Origin of the sequence: Aliidongia sp., from assembly GCF_035943795.1 — a bacterium.
Taxonomy (GTDB): domain Bacteria; phylum Pseudomonadota; class Alphaproteobacteria; order ATCC43930; family CGMCC-115725; genus Aliidongia.
This window is the reverse complement of the sequence record NZ_DASZBY010000053.1, coordinates 74,575-93,859: the sequence shown is the minus strand read 5'-3', so window position 1 is coordinate 93,859 and position 19,285 is coordinate 74,575. Positions and strand designations below refer to the sequence as shown.

The window sequence follows — 19,285 nt, the reverse complement described above, 5'->3', positions numbered from 1 at the left end:
GCGATCCGCCGGTCAGGGTCACCCCGCCGTCGATGCTGCCGCTGTTCGACAGCAGACCCGAACTCGTGAAGCTGCCGGCATCGATGAAGGTGCCGCTATTGCTGAACGTGCCGGTGCTGGTCAGCGTCCCGGCATTCGTGAAGCTGCCGGCATTGGCGAACGAGGTGACGGTCGCGGTGCCGCTGCTGGTCCAGTTGGCCCCGGCGTCGACCGCGACCGTGCCGAAGTTGGCGAACCCCACCGTGCCGGTACCGGAGACGAATTCCAGCATATTGCTGCCGGCGCCGCCGTCGACCAGCCCGGTGAAGCTGGCGCCCGACTGGATCTGCAGCAGATCGTCGCCGGCGCCGAACCGGACCGCCGTGCCGTTGTTGCCGATGATCGTCCCGCTGTTGACCAGCGTATTCGCGAAGGTCCCGCTGAGCACGACGCCGGCACCCGAGGAGGCGACGATCGTTCCAGCGTTCGAGACGACGCTCGGGCCGCCGAAGCTCAGCACACCGTTCAGATGGCCGGCGATTTGGCCGCCGGCCTCGTTGGTGATTTGGCCGCCCGCTGCGAAATAGACGCCGTATTTGGTGCTGCCGGCAATGCTGCCCTGGTTGGTGAGCGTGCCGGCCGCGTTCTTGACGACTACGCCGGTCAGCGCGCCTGAGATCACGCCGGTGGCGGTATTCGCCACCGTGCCGCCCTGGTCCAGCCAGACGGCCCGTCCGGTCGTGCCGGCCGCCGTGATGGTGCCGTCGTTCGTCACCAGCCCGGTGGCACCCTTGATGTAGACGCCGCGATAGCCGCCGCTGATCGATCCGGCGCTCTGGTTCGTGACCGTGCCGCCGCTCGACAGATAGAAGCCGAAATGTTGGGTGCCGGTGATCATCCCGCTGTTGGAGAAGCTGCCGCTCGTTCCCGACACGCCGATCTGGCCGCCGACGATGGTCCCGCTGTTGTCCAGGCGGCCGCTGCCGCTGAGTGCCACACCGATGCTGCCGGCGCTTTCGTCGATCACGCCGGCATTGGTGATCACGCCAGCGTCGACGAGTGCGGCACTGCTGATCAGGGTGCCGTCGTTGACCAGCGTCGTGCCGCTCGCGATCGTGCTGTCGCTGGTCAGCGTCCAGGAAGCCCCGCTATCGACGGCAACGTTCGCGAAATTGAGGAAATTGGAGCCGCCCAGGCCGGCAGCGCTGCCGCCTGCGCCCGCAAATTCCAGCGTGTTGCTGCCTGCGCCACCATCGACGGCGCCGCCGAACACCGCGCCCGGCTGCAGCGTCAGGCGGTCGTTGCCGGCACCAAACAGCACCGCCGTGCCCGACAAGCCGGTGATGGTGCCGGCGTTCACGAGGGTATTGTCGAACGTGCCGCCGAATTGCACGCCGATGCCGCTGCTCGTGATCGTGCCCGCGTTGACGACGAGGCCCGCACCGCCGCCGCTGTAGAGGGCGGCGTTCAACCCTTGGACGAGCGACGCGCCGCCCATGTTCACGAACGTGCCGCCCGCCTGCATCGCGACGCCATATTGGGTCGTGCCGGTGATCGTGCCTGCATTCGTCATGGTGACGGCGGCACCGGCCAGAACGCCGGTGGCGCCCGTGAGCAGTCCGCCGGGCGCGTTCACGATGGTGCCGAGGTTGCCGCCCGCCGCGACGTCGACGGCGGTGGCCGTGCCGGCGACTGTGCCGGAATTTTGGAACGTCCCGGTGCCGGCGAGAGTCACCGTACCGACGATCTGGCCGGAATTGGTCAGGAAGCCCGTGTCGCGGAACGAGCCGGCGGACGTATCCAGGGTCGCGCTGTTGGTGAAGGTACCGGCATTGAAGAACGTGCCGGTATTCGTCAACAGGTTGTTGTTGGTGAAGGATGCCGTGCCGTCGTTGGTGAAGGTGCTGGCGTTCGTGAATGGACCGTTGTTCAGGATCTGGCCGCTGTTGATCGAGATCCCCGTGACGTCGACATGGCCGTCGTTGGACAGAAGGGCGCCATGGTCGATGGTCACGATGCCGTTGAGCGTGCCGTCGTTGGTGAGCGTGCCGCTGATCAACGACGGGTTGGTGATGGTCGAGCCGCTATCGATCACGTTCGTCGGATTGTAGAACCCGACGCTCTGGAAGCCGATCGCATCGACGCCGTTCAGGGTGGCGCTGCCGCGGATCGCGAGCGTGTTCGTGCCGTTGGTGCCGTCGGCCACCCCGGACAGCACGCCGCCGCTCTCGACGACCAGCAGGTTCGTGCCGCCGGCGAAGCGGAGCGCCGTGCCGCCGTTGCCGCTGATCGTGCCGTAATTGTCGACCGTGCCCTGCCCGGCGCCGCTGAACAGCACGCCCACGCCGCTGGTACCGCTGCCCGTGATCAGCCCGCGATTCAGAATCTGCGCCGTGCCCGCACCGATGGCGATGCCGGCACGGGCGCCCGAAACCAGGCCGGTCGCGGCGTTCGTGACCGTGCCGTCGGCGCCGAGCGAGATGCCGTAACCGGCGATGCCGCTGGCGAGGATGGTACCGGCATTGCCGATGATGCCGGCGGCGCCGACCAAGCTGATGCCGACGGTCGAGCCGACGATCGATCCGGTGGATTGGTTGGCCAGGACGCCCGCGCTGCCCAAAGTCACGGCGCCCGAAATGCTGCCGGCATTGGTGAGCGAGCCCGCCACGGTGAAGGTACCGGCATTGGTCAGGGTGACGCCGGTCGCAATTGTGTTGTCGCCCGTGACGGTCCAGGCGGCACCGCTATCGACCGTGACGGCGCCGAAATTGATGAAGCTGGTGCCGAGCCCGGACAGGCTGCCGCCGCTCGCCGACAGTTCGAGCGTGTTGCTGCCGCTGCCGCCGTCGGCGACGCCGACCAGGGACGATCCTGACTGCAACGCCAGCAAGTCGCTGCCGCTGCCGAATCGCACGGCTGTCCCGCCGTTGCCGATGATGGTGCCGCTGTTGATCAGCGTGTCGGCGGCACTGCCGGCAAACAGCACGCCGACGCCGGCCGCGCCGGTCGCGGCGATGGTACCGGCATTGGAGATGATGCCGGCTCCACTCACCGTGATGCCCGAGCCGCCGGCGCCCGAACCGACGATGGTGCCGAGATTCTGGATCGCGCCGCCGTTGACCAGATAAACGCCGTACCAGCCGCCGATCAGGCCATCCGCCGCGTTGGTGATCGATGCGCCATTCCTCGCATAGATGCCGGCCGTCTTGAGGCCGGAGGCGGTCGAGTTCGCGGTACTGCCCGTGATGGTGCCGTGATTGGTGAGCGACCCGGCATTCATATAGATGCCGACGGCGCCGCCGACACTGCCGAAGTTGGCGACCGTGCCGCCGCTATTCAGGACGATGCCGACAAAGGCACTTTGGATGGTGCCGTAGTTGGTGACGGTGAGCGGGCCTGTGTTGCTGTAAACGGCAAAATTGTTGCCTGTGGTCTTGATGAGCGCCGTCGTGTTGCCGGTCGAGCCGTTGACGAGTGTGCCGCCGGTCGCGAACGAGACACCCTGCTGCGCGTTGGCGCTGATGGAACCCAGATTCTGAACGTAGCCGTCGCCCTTCAGATAGATGCCCGTACCGCCGGAGATCGATCCGGAATTGAACACCGTACTGGCGGCACTGCCGGCGAAGCTGACGCCGAAGCTGGTGCCGGTGATGGTGCCGAGGTTGGTCAGCGTGGGCGTGCTGCCGGTCAGCGCATGGACGCCGGTCGCGCCGGTGATGACGCCACCCGCCTGGTTTACCACGACGCCGGCACCGCTCACGGTGACCGTGCCGGCGATCGTGCCGCTGTTGGCGAGCGTGCCCGTGTCGGTAAGCGCTCCGGAAATGCTGAGCGTGCCGCTGTTGGTCAGCGTGCCGGCGACGGTGACGGTCGCCGCCGCGTCCGTACCGGTAAGGGTCGCGGCCGCACCGACATCGACGGTCACGATACCGAAGTTCGTCAGATTGATGCTGCTCGTGCCGCTGGCGAACTCGACCGTGTTGGTGCCGGCGCCGCCATCGACCAGGCCGGTGAAGCTGGCGCCGGCCGACAGCGTCAGGAGATCGTTGCCAGCGCCGAACCGCACGGCCGTGCCGCCGTTGCCGATGATCGTGCCGCTGTTGCTGAGCGTATTGGCGAAATCGCCGAAAGCGATGCCGATGCCGTTCGGCCCGCTGGCCAGGATGGTGCCGCTGTTCGTGACCGTCCCGCTGCCATATCTGACCCGGATGCCATAGTCGCCGCCCGCGATGAGCGCCGCCGAGCCGAGGTTCGACACGCTGCCACCGGCGCCTCTCAGAAAGACGCCGGTCACACGGTTGCCGCCGCCGGCATTCTGTCCGGTCCCGAGGATGGTGCCGCTGTTGATGACCGTGCCGGCGGCCGAAACGATGTTCACGGCGTAGATGCCGCCCGAAATCGTGGCTGACGCGGTGTTGGTGACCATGCCGCCGGCACTGTAGAGGCCGAAATAGCCGCCGGAGATCGACCCGTCGTTGCTGAGGGTGACCGGGCCTGTCCGGGATACGATGCCGTAACGGTGGCCCTGAATGGAAGACGCCGTGCCGGAATTCGTGACCGTGCCGCCGCCCATCCGGATGCCGTAATAGCCCTGCCCGATGATCGTGCCGGCATTGAACACCTGGCCGGCGCCGCTGATGTAGAGGCCGGTGTTCGCCCCCGAAATCCGGCCGGTGTTGCTGTTGGTGACGCTGCCGTTGCCGCCTAAGTAGATCCCGGCATAATGGTTACCGACCCCGCTGGTCGCGACGATCGTGCCGTCGTTGCCGATGGTGCCGGCACCGTTGAATTTGACGCCGTAATAGAGACCGGAAATCGTGGCCCCGACGCTGTTCGTGACCTGGCCGCCGGCACGCAGATAAATGCCGGCGTGGCCGGTGCCCACGACGGTGCCGAGATTGGTCACCCGGCCGCTGCCGGTGACATCGACGCCGTTGTAGCCGGTGATCAGGCCCGTCGCCTGGTTCGTCACCACGCCGGAGCCGCCGAGGGTCACGGTGCCGGTGATCGTGCCGCTGTTGGCGAGTGTTCCCGTGTCGGTGAGTGCGCCGGAAACGCTGAGCGTACCGCTGTTGGTCAGTGTGCCGGCGACGGTGACGGTCGTCGCCGCGTCCGAACCGGTCAGCGTCGCTGCCGCCCCGCCATCGACGGTCACGGTGCCGAAATTCGTCAGCTTGATGCTGGTGGTGCCGCTGGCGAACTCGACCGTGTTCGTGCCGGCGCCGCCGTCGACCGTCCCGCCGAAAGCGGCACCGGTCGCGATCTGGAGGAAATCATTGCCGCTGCCGAACCGCACGGCTGTGCCGCCGTTGCCGATGATCGTCCCGCTGTTGGTCAGCGTATTGTTCTGGCTGCCCGTGAACAGCACGCCGATGCCGGCGCCCCCGGTGCCCGAGATCGTGCCGGCATTGCGCAGCGTCGCGGCATTGTTGAGGAGGACGCCGTCGGTGCCGCCGGCGATCACGCCGCCGGCGGCATTCGAGACCAAGCCGCCCGTCTTCAGGTCGACGCCGTACCGGCTGGCGACGATGCTGCCGCTGTTGGTGACCGTGCCCGCGGCCTGGCTCGTGTCGATACCGTCGAGGCCGGCTGAAATGCTGCCCGTATTGACGACGGTGCCGCCGTTGAGCAGGTAGATGGCAGCGAGGTTGGTGCTGAAAATGGTGCCGTCATTGACGACGGTGCCGGTGCCACCGCCGATGATGATGCCGTATCCGGGGCCGGCAATCGTGGCGGCGGTGCCGCTGTTCGTGACATGGCCACCGCCATGCAGATAGACGGCATAATTGCTCTGGCTCGAGATCAGGCCGGTATTCAGCACGGTGCCGCTGAACCCGACCGCGCCCGAGATGGCCGTGCCCGACGCTGCGATCGTGCCGGAGTTCGAGAGGCTGGCGGTGCCGGTCAGAACGAGGCCGCCGGCGATACGGCCGGCATTGGTCAGCGTGCCGGTGTCGTAGAAGACGCCGGAATTGGTCAGCGTCACCCCGGTGGCGACGGTATTGGCGCCGGCAAAGGTCCAGGTGGCTCCGCCATCGATGGTCACCTGACCGAAATTCGTGAGCGTGGTGCCGAGGCCGGTCAGGCTGCCGGTGCCGGCGGCCAGTTCGAGCGTGTTGGTGCCGGCGCCGCCGTCGGCGATGCCGGTGAGGGTGAAGCCCGGCTTCAGGATCAGCCGGTCGCTGCCCGAGCCGAATTGCACGGCCGTGCCATTGTTGCCGACGATCGTGCCGCCCAGGTTGATCGTGCCGCTGGCATCGAGCGTGCCGGCGCTGGTGATGGTCCCGCCGGCGGCGATCGTGTTGGTGCCGGTCAGGGTCCAGGTGGCCCCGCTGTCGAGCGCGACGGTGCCGAAATTGGTGAAGCTGGTGCCGAGGCCCGAAAGGCTGCCGGTCCCGGCCGCGAGTTCGATCGTGTTCGAACCGCTGCCGCCATCGACCTTACCGGTGAAGACGCCGCCCGACTCCAGGATCAGCCGGTCGTTGCCGCTGCCGAAGCGGGCCGCCGTCGGCGAGCCGGTAATCGTGCCGGAATTGATTAGCGTATCGTTGCCGGATCCCCGGAAGTAGACGCCATAGCCACTGCTGGCGGAGATCAGGCCTGCGTTCGTGACGGTGCCGGCACCATTGATCTCGACGCCGGCCAATTGGCTGGTGATCCGTCCGCCTGCCAGGTTGGAGACGTTGCCGCCAGCCCCTAGCTGGACACCGTAGATGCTGCTGATGCTGCCGCTATTCGTCACGGTGCCGACGGCGCCCTGGATGGAGACGCCGGTGTAGAGGCCCGAGAGGTTGGAGGAGATGTGGCCGCCAGGCATGTTGGTGACGGTGCCGCCCGCGGTCAGATAGATGCCTGCGGTATAGCCGTAGATGATGCCGCTGTTGATCACCCGGCCGGTGCCGCCGTCGATGCGCACGCCTTTGGCGAACTGGCTGATGATCAGGCCGCTGTTGTTGATCGTGCCACCGGCCGCGAACAGGACGCCCGCGGGCTGGTCGGAGATATTGTATTTGTTGGTGATCGTGCCGGCATTGCTGAGCGTCCAGACCGCGGACGCATCGCCGTAGACGCCGCTTTCGACACCGCTGGTCTGGCCGTTGTCGATGAGCGTGTTCGAATCTACCGAAAAATACATGTGCGGCGCGTAGACCGACAGAACCTGGCCGGTGGAGGTGCCCGACAGCTGGTATGCCTGGGCCAGGGCGGGCGTCGGCAGGGCGATCCCGACCGCCGCCAGCATGGGCAGGGCAACCCCCATCGCCGTCAGCACCGGCAGCGCCAGAAGCGCTCCGCGCGCGCAACTGCCCATCAGCTTTTCGACGAGACTGAGCGAGCGGCGACGGACGAAAGCGGTATGAGCGAGCGGCAGAGCAGGGGACATCATACTGTTCGGACCAGCCAGGATTGAAGATCAAAGGGCGTCGGAGATGCCGCGCGCCGAACGGGCTTCGCGGGCTGCAGGGGGATGCGCGTCAGGGCTGGAGACAGCTCATCGAAGGGCATCGGGACAAGCCCATCCTGGGGTGTCCGATAATAGTGAACAATTCCTTCACGAAGGCGCATGGACCCCTTTGAATTCTTATTTCGTTTCCCGGGGCGAGGGTTTGGTGTCTCAAACGGTCGCGTCAACCGGAGGCTACCATGGTGACGGTGCCGGACGAAGCATTGCTTTCGGTTTGCCGGCGCGGGATGCCAGAAGCGAGTCAGGTAAATAAATTAGTGATATCAGTTGTTTGAGCTTCGTTCGGCCGCCGGCACGGGAATGGATCGAAACGTGAGTCGACGGAAGTCACTCGTCGCCGATATGGGCGTGATCCGGCGGCGGCGAAATGGCCGAGGCTGCCTGCCGTTCATCCTCCCGGCAAACGACATCGATGATCGTGAGATCCGGACGCATGGCTGCCTCGATGGGGATAACCCCGGAATTCTCGAGCATCTCGACAAGCCGGCTCACGCGGGCCAGCCGTTGCGGGTTGATGATGCGGTCGGGGGATGATCCGAGGATTTCTGGCTGCGATTCGAGAGGAAGTGGCCTTAAATATTTGCTGGGTCGGAATATATTAATTCCAATACCGCGGCGTGATTTATAGAATCAATAAGTTATTCTGTGTGGAACAATGCGCAAAATATAGATTTTCCGCGCCATATTCTAAATATAGATACAACAATTATCTAATAACTACAATGGTTGTGATATTATCTCTATACAAATTTATTTAACGTAGATTATGATTTTTTGCATTGCGGTATTTGATAATTTTTGATTTCCATTCAGCGCAATTCTGACAACAATCGCGCGGCGAAAACACGATCCATATCACGAATATTCGAGCGGTAGTCTTTGATCGACGCCTCATACCGATGGAATAGGTAAAACTACGTGAACGGAAGTGAACAGATGCTTAGCCCTGAGTACGGGATTTCGCTGCCGCAAAAGGCAGGGTGCGTACCGGACTGCGGTTGTACCGCGAAGGCCGTCCCCGCGCGGATTTTCTCTCCGGGATCATCGGAGCTAAGCCGCAGGCGGCCGACTTGATCGTCATGATCGGCCAACCCGGGTCTTTTTGACCGGCCGGCAGTTGCGCCACTTTCCCACTAGTCACGGTGGCGACATATCAAATCGCGACTTCTTCCTGATGGCGTCATCCGGCATCGCTGTCGTGGTCGACACCGTTTTCCAAAAATGGTTGAAGATTTGTATTTGATAAAATCTCTAAGTAATAGTTCTTCATTTCATTTGTATAGCAATTGCCTACGAGTTCTGTTGAAAAAATAGAACAGACTCAATCTATATTTGATTGAGGCGCTGTTTCATGACTGGATCTGGTTGGGAGTATCTACGATGGCGCCGATTCTTGCTGTCTCTAGCGATGGGTATTCGGCCAGCCCTACTTCGTTTCATGACGAGATGGGTCCAACGCAAAATCCGGCGGTCGGGGATTATGGGATGGGGTCGCCGCCCCCGCCTCCTGCGGCTGTCACGGTTGCTGGGGTCAAGGCAGCGGTAGCGCCGTGGAGCGCCGCAACCAAGACCGCGATCGGCGCCTATCGCCAGCAAGGCGCCAGCCAGCAAACGCAATTGCAGACGGCGGCCTGGACCGAGATGACGGCCTGGTTTCTGGCGCAGCAAGGGCGGTCGACGCAGCAGATCCAGCAGGCGCAGCGCGATCCGATCGGTTGGCGGCAGCAGCAGCAGAAACTGCTGGATGATCCCATCGCGCTCAATTCGGCCCAAACCTGGGCGGCGCAGACGCACGCGGCTGATCTGGATCCCGCTACGCTCGCGCCCCAATTGCAGGCGGCGTCGATCGTCGCCAACGGGCAGGTACAACAGCAGGCGGTTCGAGCCGGCCAGGACTCCGACCAGAAGGGTCAGCAAGCTGGCATCGAGGCGATCTCGGGCACCGGCGGTTCGTCGAAGCCGATCTGGATGCCGGAAAATGGCGCGCCGTCGCCGGCGGCGCCTCCCTCGATCGATACCAAGGGGCCGTCACTGAAAGGCGCGTCGCGGCAGGTCTACGATGCCGTCCTCGGCAATAGCTGGACGACCAATCTCGCCCATCAGGTCTCCGCCACGATGAAGGGCCATAAGGTCCAAGGCGTGCCTCCCGGCGTCTGGGGTACCAAGTACCTGTCGCAGGTGACGCAGAATGCCGACCCCCAGGTCGCCGCCGTCATCGTGCAGGCGGCGATGCCGACACTGCGGTCCTATCTGCAGGATCCGGCGGAGAGTGGTGCTGCGCTGGTCGATGTCGCCGTCGGCGAAATCTACCGCACTCTGGAGAATGCGGCACCGACGGCGGCGGTCGCGGACCCGACTGCCCTCAACGCCCAGATCGCCTCCTTGGCGGCCAACCATCTGAACCCGGCTGATCCCGATATCCTGGTCCCGGCCATTCAGTCCGGCAAGCTCTCTCCCGACCTTTATGAAGCCGTTCTACCCAAGGACAATTCCAATCCCGACAGCCAGCCTCTGGCTATCGAGGCGATGGCACAGGCCCTGAAGGGCACGCATCAGCCGCCGGTGCCGAAGCCGGTGCCATTGCCGGATACCAACCAGGCGACCGCATCGACGACGGCGGCCGCACGAGCCGCCGCCGTCCAAAAATACGCGGCTCTGATTACCCAGGCCTACGACGCCCTCAAAGGCCAGCTCAAAAGCTTGCCGCCGGGCATCGATCCCTGGGCTCTGGCAGTGACCCGGGTGCGTCAGGATACGGGCGCCGGAAATCCGGCTCAATCCTACCAGTCGGCCGACGAACCTTGGCTGGCGCAGGCGACCGTATTGGCGCGTCAACAGGCCGAGCACCCTTCCGGCGCGGTTGGCAAACAGTCCCCGAACCAGGTGACGCAGGAGGTCATGACCGAGGTCGACGGCATGGGAATGTTTTCACCGAAAGCGATCAGCGCCGGCACGGCATCGCTGATCGCGCCGATGCCGACCCCGCTCGATCGCAATTCCAAACTCGCCGCAAAGAGTGCGGCCACGTCCCAGGCCTGGGCCAAGCTCGCGCAAGCCAAAGACTCAGGCAGCGCGGCCAGGATTGCCGCCGCCGCCACCAGCTATCACGATGCCCTCACCAGCGAGCTGCTCGCCGTCTATCCCGAGCTTCTTCCCCAAAGCCTGCTGAACGAAAGCGGCTATCAGAACTGGTTGCAATATGCCGAGGCGCAGGTATGGGCGAACCATCAGGGTCGGCCCCGGTTGCAACAATCGCTGACGGTCGATCTGCCGGTGGTGGAATTCAAGAGCCAGGTCACCGGCAGCGGGTCGACCGCGACGCAGGCGGGGAACCTGGTCGCACTCCTTGCGGAACTGAAAAATGTTCCCCAGACGGACAAGATCCGAAAGGCTCTCCTGGCGGATGGCGGCATCCAGTCGCTCATCTCGGCCGCGGCTTCGGGCATCACGTCCAAGGTACAGATGACCGGTACCGGCGCGAACCGCAGCCCGACATTCGCCGTGACGACGCTTGCGAACCAGCTGTCGCTGTACGACGCCATCGATCCTGCCAATCCGATCACCCAGGCGGTGATGGGAGCACCCGATACGAAGCGGCTTGTCGCACAGGCCGTCGCGACCGGCCAAAGCGGGCTCGCCGGTGCCGCCTCCATCATGCAGGCCGCCGCTCAATCCGGCACGGTGCAAACCCTGCTCTATCAGCAGATTCAAGCCTCGGTCTTGGCGAACCTGGCTCATTTGAATGGAGTGGGGGACCTGAAGAACGCAGGTCTCCTCTTTCGCTTCCTGCCCCAAACATCGGACCAGACCTACCAGGTTCCCTATTTGAAGGCGTCGATGGCCGCTCTCGGCGCCAATCTCCGCGCCGCGCCTGGCGGGCCGGCGATGCCCTCTCCGGCGGCGCCGAATTTGTTTGGCGCCAAGATCGGGCAGACTTCTCCGGTCGGCCTTTCACCTTTCGCCGCTCAACCCTTGTCTACCAGTGCCGCATCCGCCCGACAGGCGCAGATCGCCGGCTGGATCGACGACGCCGCACCGAGCAGTCCAGAGTTGTTCCATGCCATGGTGACCGGCCTGCGGGACCCCGAAGCCGGACGGGTTCTGCTCGCCGGCCTTGCCGGTTCCTCACCGCTCGTCGCAACCATCGACAAGGCGACGGATCAGGCGCTGCCGTCCGCCAAGAAAACCGCTTCGACCCTGGATCCGAACAGCGAGCTCCTGCTTCAGCAGCAACAGATCGACGGGTTGGCGGCACGCACGGTCACCACGCCGGCGCAACTGATGAATGCGGTGGGCGCTGCCTACGGGTTGCCGGCCGCAGCACCGACGGCGGCCGATCTGCCTGCGGTGCAGGCCGGCACCTTCAGCGCCTATGATCCGAACGCCGTCGTCTTCGGCCAGACCAGTCTCCGCCAACTCACGGGCATTCTCGCGGCGACGGCCGGCGGGCCGGGCGCGCCAAGTGCCGATCGTCCCGTCACGCTGCAGGCACTGCCCCTGGTGGTCGCGGGTTCGATAACGGCACTTTTCCGGGTGCAGACGGCGAACGGCTCCTATCGCTATGTCGGGCCGGATGGAACGACCTACAGCGACTGGAACGATTGGGAAGCTCGTGGCGTCGACCAGTTCGGATCGGACGTGCTGGAGCAGTTCGGCGGCGTCTCGGCGCTCGCCGGGCAAAACCAAGATCCGCTGCTGGTCAACCATGTCGCGACAACCGAAGCCGTGTCGATGTCGGGCGGCCAACTCGCAATGCTGGGCCTCGGGCTCGTCGGCTTGGTGGCGTCGTCCTTCGATGGGGAGACGACCGCGCCGCTCGCCGTTGCAGCGGTCGGCGAAGGCCTCGGCGGCAGTGCGGCCGAGACGGTGATCACGACCGAAGCGGTCGCCGCCGGCACGGAGGCCGCGGCCGGGGCGACCACGGAGGTCGCCACCCAGGCCGCCGTCCGGGTCGGTGTGAGCAGCGGGGCGAAATGGGTTGCGGGAACGGCGGGACGCGCGATCTTTGCCGCCCAGGGCGTCTCGGGCCTGGTCAACGATCTGCCGAACCTGGTGCGCGATCCCACCGACTATCGCAATTGGCTCGCCGTGGCGGGCGACGCCGCCTCGGCAGGAATGGGCCTGTCCGTGGTCGCCCGTGTCGCCCGGCTCGGCACCTTCGGAACCCGCATGGTCGCGCTCGGGAGCCGCGTATCGTCGGGAAGCCTGGCCATCGGGGGAGCCGGGCGGGTCACCGGCGCCTTGCCGACGGCGGTCCGCTGGGCATCGAAGGCCCAGCACCTGGCCTTCGGCGTCACTGCGGTAGCAGGCGGCGTCGACTATTTCAGCAATATCGACAAGATGAGCACCGGGCAGGCGATCTTCAACGGCCTGATGAACGTGCCGATGGCCGGGCTCGCCGCCATCGGCCTCGGGCAGGAGGTCAAGGGTCTCCTTCCGGACAAGGCGAAGGCACCGGTCGCACCGGCGGCGGATGTCGCGCCCGTTCCCACGTCCCTAGCCGCGCTCGTGCTGCCGGAGACGGTCATTCCCGATTCCAGGCGAGCCGGTCCGTTGGACGAGCAACGGGCCGCCGAGGCACGCGCCGCGAGCCGGATCGGTCACGACCTCGCGGGTGGTCTCACGGGTACCAACACGGGTTCGGGGCGCCCGCGCGTCGGGCACTCCGCGCCCGTGAAACGGCCGCCGCGCCGCGCGGACGCCAGCGGACCCGGCCGGAACGCCGATCGTCGGGGATATCGGTTGCCGCCACCCGATGGTGTGCTCGTCGGGGACGCCGGATCGGCGCCGAAGAACCCGCCGCTGAGGGCGGGCGGTTCCGCCCAGAGAGACGGTCGACCGCCCGTTTCCTCGTCCACGCGTGCAATGGACGTGGCCGGGAGAGCCGATGCGAACGGTCGCGACCCGCTGTCGGCGCAGGATCCGCGCCGACCGAACATCCTCAATCGAGCCGGCGACCCTCAAGGAGGTGAGCCGCCCGACGATCTCGGAAACGATCGGGCCGTGCCCAACGGTGGCCAACCGGGCGAGCGGGATCTTCCGGGCAGCGATAGCGGTTCCCCGAACCGGCCTCCCCTGGCCGATGCTTCCAAACCAGTTCTTCCGCGCCGGGCACCGGGGCAAACCCCCGATCCGATTGCGGAGCGGGTCGATCCGGAATTTCGGCAACGGATGATCGACTATGTGAGCTCCCGAGGGAAGATCACCTTCGCGGATTTCATGGAACACAGCCTCTATGGCATCGATGGCGAGGGCGGTTACTATAATTCCGGGCTGGTGACGATAGGAAACTCCGACGATTTCTTCACGGCGGCATCGCTCAGCAAGCACTTCGGCGGCACCATAGCGCGGTCGCTCGTCGATATGCATGCCGAGTTGGGGCGGCCATCCCGGTTCGACGTCGTCGAAATGGGCGCCGGGAACGGTGATATGGCGAAAGCCATCATCGACAAGCTTCAAGCCGATCACCCGGATGTGTACCAGGCGCTGCGCTATACGATCGTCGAACGCAGCGAGGCGCTGATCACGCGGCAACAGGGCCGGCTGGGCGATAGGCCCGTCCAATGGATCCACGGCAGCGCATCCGCGCTGCCGATGCGGAATGTGCGCGGCGTTTTCATTTCCAATGAGCTCGTCGACGTTTTTCCGGTGCATCGCGCCATCACGCGTAACGGTGACCTCAAAGAGCTTTATGTGGCTGTCGACGCCGATGGCCGGTTCATTGCGTCCGAAGGAGAGCCCAGTCCAGCGCTCGACGCCGTGCGCGCTGATCTGAATGAGTTGGTACCTCTTTCGACGATGCCGGAAGGTACCGAGCTCACCGTCAATGCCCGGTCCATCGAGTGGATGAAGCGGCTTGGCGCGGCGCTCCATGAGGGCTTCGTCCTGACCTTCGACTATGGCAAGCCCGGCGTCGTGCTGGAGGCGCCGTACACTTTTCTCGAGAACATGAAGCCCATCGACCTGGCGCTCCGGTATCCCGGCGCGATCGACATCACGGCACAGGTCGATTTTGCCCTTCTTGTGCAAGCGGGTGAAAAGGCAGGCCTGAAGCCCTTTAGCTTGCGTGGCGGGAAGATCTTCGACTCCCAGAACCAGTTCCTGCTACGACACGGTATTCGCGATGAACTTCGAGGTGAAAGCGATCCGACGGAGCGGGAGAATGGACACCGATTGCTCGCGGAGTTCTTTGGTTTCGGCGTTCTCGTTCAGCGCAAGGAAGGACCCGCTGCACTCCCGGCGATAGACGACGGCGCCTCGTCCGGGCAGCTGAGTGTCCCGGACACGCCGCAGCCGGGAGAGCAGGCTCTGCTGCGTCAAGCGCAGGCATTGATGGACCAGCATGGCGCCAGTCCGGAAGATCGGACGATCATTGAGATCTACGCCGGCTATCTGGATCAGAATGGCAATCGAGACCCTATCGGCGTGAACCAGATTCGGCTTGATCTTCAACGTCTGATCGACGGTTGGCAGGATTATCGTCAAGCGGCTGACACGCGTCCAGCGGATCAGGGAGTTTCGCAGCCCACAGCCCGGGAGGGATTGCTGCAAGGCATCACCGGCCGGGCGAGCAAGGCATCCTTGCTGGCCTACATGCCGGATCTGTTCGACCGACCTGGTGGGGATGGAGGTTCCGCCGGCCCCCGCCCCGTCGTTTCGCTCGACGGCACGGCAGACCGACTTCAACCACCTCTCGTCGATCGAGATCTGGAGGCTGAGCCCTTTGCACCGGTCAACGTCCCGGCGGACATCTTGCCGGTGGCCATTGGCGGCCAATTCGCCTTTGCGCAGGGCCCAGACGGCGGCCTGTTGCCCGAACAGATGCTGGCCGACATCATTGCTAACGCGCCCTTTGAGCTCGACGGCCGGGAAACGACACTCGAGGCGCTTGCTGAGGGGGAAGCTTCCCGTCTGCCGCGTGTTCTCCTGCTCATGCATGAGAGTGGCGCCCCACCTGCGGCCGGGCTCACGCCCTATGGCCAATCGCTGGCGGATGCGCTGTCGCAGCGTTTGAACCGGCCAGACGTCCGTGTTTTAGCGCCGGATGGCAAAATCGATCCGGTGTTGCCGTTTTCGGTCGAGGACGACGACGGAGCAACCATCCCGGCGGGACATCTCGCGGTCTCCCGTTCAGACGGTGCGGGCAGTTTCATCGAGCATGCCCCTCGGCCGGCCAGCGACCAAGCGTCCTCACTTGACGTCCGGCAGGCCGATCTTGGCTGGAACGGCCAGGAATTGCATGGTGTGCCGCACGGCGCCTTCGCCGTCGAAGCGCAAAATCTTCAGGGCAAGATTATCGGCGACATTTACGGCGTCGCATCCGCCCCCAGCTTTACGCCTGCCGAATTCGCCGGGTTCCTGCGAACCCAGCCGACGTATCACGAAGGTCAGCCGGTGTTTCTGCTCAGCACGGACGGACAAGCGGTTGCGCCGGACTTGGCCGAAGCGCTCGGAGCGCCGGTCATCGCCTCACCCGGTACGATGTCGGGAAGCCCGGGGCTGGCGAATGAGCAATCGTGGAGCCGCTGGCCGGGCACCACTGAAGCAGCACCGTGGATCGTAAACTATCCTGCCGACGGGACGGATATACGCTCCAAGACCTCCGTCCCCGACGCCGCGCCCGTTGGTCAGGCGCCGGCCTCATCGCCTGGATCAAGGAAACATAGTCTTTTCAATGCCGCCATCCCGGTCATCAAGAAGCCTATCCCGCTCAGCTTCCGATTCGCCCAATCGGATGAACTCATCCAGACGCTGGAGGGCCCTGTCTGGGCTAATCCAGGCGATGCCGTACTGACGGGAACCAAGGCAGAAAATTGGCCTATCGGGAGGCAGAATTTCGAACGGACCTACGAGTTCGATCCAGCCGCCGGAACCTGCTATAAAAAGCCTATGGTTGCGGTCGCCGTCAGAAAGGACGTGCCGTTCTCTACGACGGTATCCTGGGCAAACAACCCGATCAGCGGAAATTCCGGCGACTATCTCGTCGAATACGGTCCCAACGACTTCGGCATCGTCCAGTCTGATATATTCATCGAAACCTACGCCCCGGTTCATTCCTTCGCCAACACCGCTGCCCTTTCCGGCGAGCGCATCCTTGACGAGAACGGCAATGAAACGCCGTTCATGAAATACGCCGTTCCGGACGGTGCCGCGACGCCGATGGTGCGATTGTCGGATATGGGTTATCCGATTGATCGGGAAGCGACGATCCCCACTGTCCAGGGGCTGCAGACCAAACCCGCCGGGATCGATGGCTATCTGACGCTCAACGGCGATCCGGCGGCACAAGGGGCCTATCACTCGCTGATCCTGGCCGATGGCGAGACCGGTCTCCCCGTCGATCATTCCATGGTTCATCCGACCAACGGCAGTCTGGCGGTCGGAATGGTGGAAGATCGGCCGGTGTGGCCGATCAGGGGAGCAAGCCCCCCTCCGGAAACTCCCAGTTCAGAACCGACGAGCGACGCTGACGGCTTGTCAGACAGGCCGGCGTCCGCGCCGGATGACAAAGCCGCACGGTTCGTAAATCGCACTATTCAAGGTTTGAATCTTGGGGCCACACTCCAGCAGCAACCGATTCGTGATGCCGCAGACATCGATTTTGCCGACGAATTGCTGACAATGACACCTCATCAATTCATTCTTCAGCAGAAATTCAATGAAGAGTGGCAGAGTGACGCGGCCGAATCGATTGCATTGCATTTTAGCAAACCAAGTGAAACTACGCGCCAGCGGGCACAGGAACTAGCGGACATCGTCGGGATCTATGTTTTCGTGCCCCGGGTCGATGAATCGGCCGAGTGGGAAATGCTGACACCACGGCCTGTAGCGGGTCAGCCGCTCGTATGGCGACCGCATGGTTCCTCCGAACCGGGCGGATTCTATTCGGTAGACGACGTCCAGGCCCAACGTCCTCTTCGAATAGAAGACCACCTGGGTCCGGTGCGCGGTGTTGGGGCCTACAAAACCGCGATCCAGCTTGGGCACGACAAAGTCGCGATCATATACAGGGATCTCGCCCAAGATGATGGGGATCCTGTCGATGACCCACAGGAAATGATTGATAAGACAAAGCAGCTTGAAGCACTCGGCGCGCCCCATGTCGCGAAAATCCATGGCATCGACCAGATCTATGGACAAACTGCGCTTTTGATGGACGCGTACGCGACAAGTGACCGGCTCCTGCCGCAGACCGCTATCGACCTTCGGCACGGCTTCGTACCGGTGTACGATGTCAGCATACTCAATCAGAACAGCATCGACAGTCTTCAAGCGACCAAAGCTTGGATGGTAGATCGGAACGTGCGCGTCAACGACCTGCAGTTCCTTATTGCCAAGGATGGGACATTCCATCTTGCGGATTTCGAAAGTGTCGTCCCCGGCCAAGCTCCTCACGAAGCGCATCTGACCAGAATTGACCACTACATCCGCCTGGCAACCCGGCAGGAGGCCCGCCGGGCTTCCCATGAGCAACCCGAGGGGGGCGAGGTTGATGAGATCCAAAGCCCCCTGGTCTCGAGCACCGACACGTCCGAACGCTCGCCCGGCATCCCTCCGGTTCATTCCTTCGCCAACACCGCTGCCCTTTCCGCCGAGCGCATCCTTGACGAGAATGGCAATGAAACGCCGTTCATGAAATACGCCGTCCCGGACGGTGCCGCGACGCCGATGGTGCGATTGTCGGATATGGGTTATCCGATCGATCGGGAAGCGACGATCCCCACTGTCCAGGGGCTGCAGACCAAACCCGCCGGGATCGATGGCTATCTGACGCTCAACGGCGATCCGACGGCACAAGGGGCCTATCACTCGCTGGTCCTGGCCGATGGCGAGACCGGTCTGCCCGTCGATCATTCCATGGTTCATCCGACCAACGGCAGTCTGGCGGTCGGAATGGTGGGGCGTCGGCCGGTGTGGCCAGTTCGAGGCGCTCAGGCCCCGTCGAGCACCCCGATATCGCCTCGCGGCGGCTCGATCCGGGCATCGATCGAGATCGGACTCCGCGCGCTCATCGCCGGTGTCGAGCATCTGCCGGATCTCGTCGATGCCGCGACGGGCGGCGCGTTGACGCGTGGGACGCGGATGCGGATTGCTCGTGGTCCGGTCTTCAAGGTGGCCACCGCCGCGATCCTTACCGGGTTGAGCCGAACTCTGTATCGATTGACGAGGAGCTCCGCGGAAAAGGTCTTTGTCTATCGGGGCAGAAAACTCGTCGGCTATGTAAGCCGGGTCGATGTCAAAGTACTGAACTGGCACCAGGCGCGCTATGCGGCTGACGGGATCTGCACTTTCGCGCCCGCGGACAAGAAGGAAGCCGCCTTCCTCAGCGGCAACTCGTCGGGGCCCATTCAACCTGACGACAGGCTGATCGTTTCCCGCGTGAAACCCGGCGCGGTTCCTGCCGTCATTCCCGATAAACCGGCGACGGCGACGCGCGCCCGAGGGCCGTTGCCGATCGGTCGAGATCAATATTTCGAATTCTCCAGCACGGCCAAGCTTCGCGCCCGACTCGACCTGCCGGAGGCGCATAGGAAATCCACCGCCGTTCTCGGTCTCACGATCACGTCCCTCACGGCCAGCGTGATGGCCAGCCTCAAGAATTTGTTCTCCAGCGGCGAGGCGACCAAACAGCCCATCGAATAGCCCGGATCCTGGATCCCGATCCCCTCTGCCCGGGAGGATGAGGTCACCGTCCCGGGGACTCTCTTTCCAGAAGCCATCCCGTCGTAGCTCCGCTGCCGCCTTGCCGAAGACGGCATTCGTTAAAACCACAACGACTGTTATCGCTGGGTGGGTTGATCCGTAACTTGGAACAGCGGCTAAATGCGGTTCCCGGAGCGGTTC

3 protein-coding genes are annotated in these 19,285 nt (G+C 64.0%); 1 reads left to right on the top strand and 2 read right to left on the bottom strand.

Going from position 1 to position 19,285, the window contains the following annotated elements:
* Positions 1–7,360 (bottom strand): hypothetical protein (locus VGV37_RS09565; RefSeq protein WP_326879435.1); only part of this gene is annotated, 7,360 nt, incomplete at its 3' end.
* A 408-nt stretch (positions 7,361–7,768) separates the two neighbouring features.
* Positions 7,769–7,933 (bottom strand): hypothetical protein, encoded by a 165-nt coding sequence (locus tag VGV37_RS09560; RefSeq protein WP_326879434.1) that lies wholly within the window; start codon positions 7,931–7,933, stop codon positions 7,769–7,771.
* 888 nt (positions 7,934–8,821) lie between these two features.
* Here VGV37_RS09560 and VGV37_RS09555 point away from each other — a divergent pair.
* Positions 8,822–19,084 carry an SAM-dependent methyltransferase gene (locus VGV37_RS09555; RefSeq protein ID WP_326879433.1) on the top strand — a complete coding sequence of 3,421 codons (10,263 nt, stop codon included), beginning with the start codon at positions 8,822–8,824 and terminating at the stop codon, positions 19,082–19,084.
* Positions 19,085–19,285 lie beyond the last annotated feature (201 nt).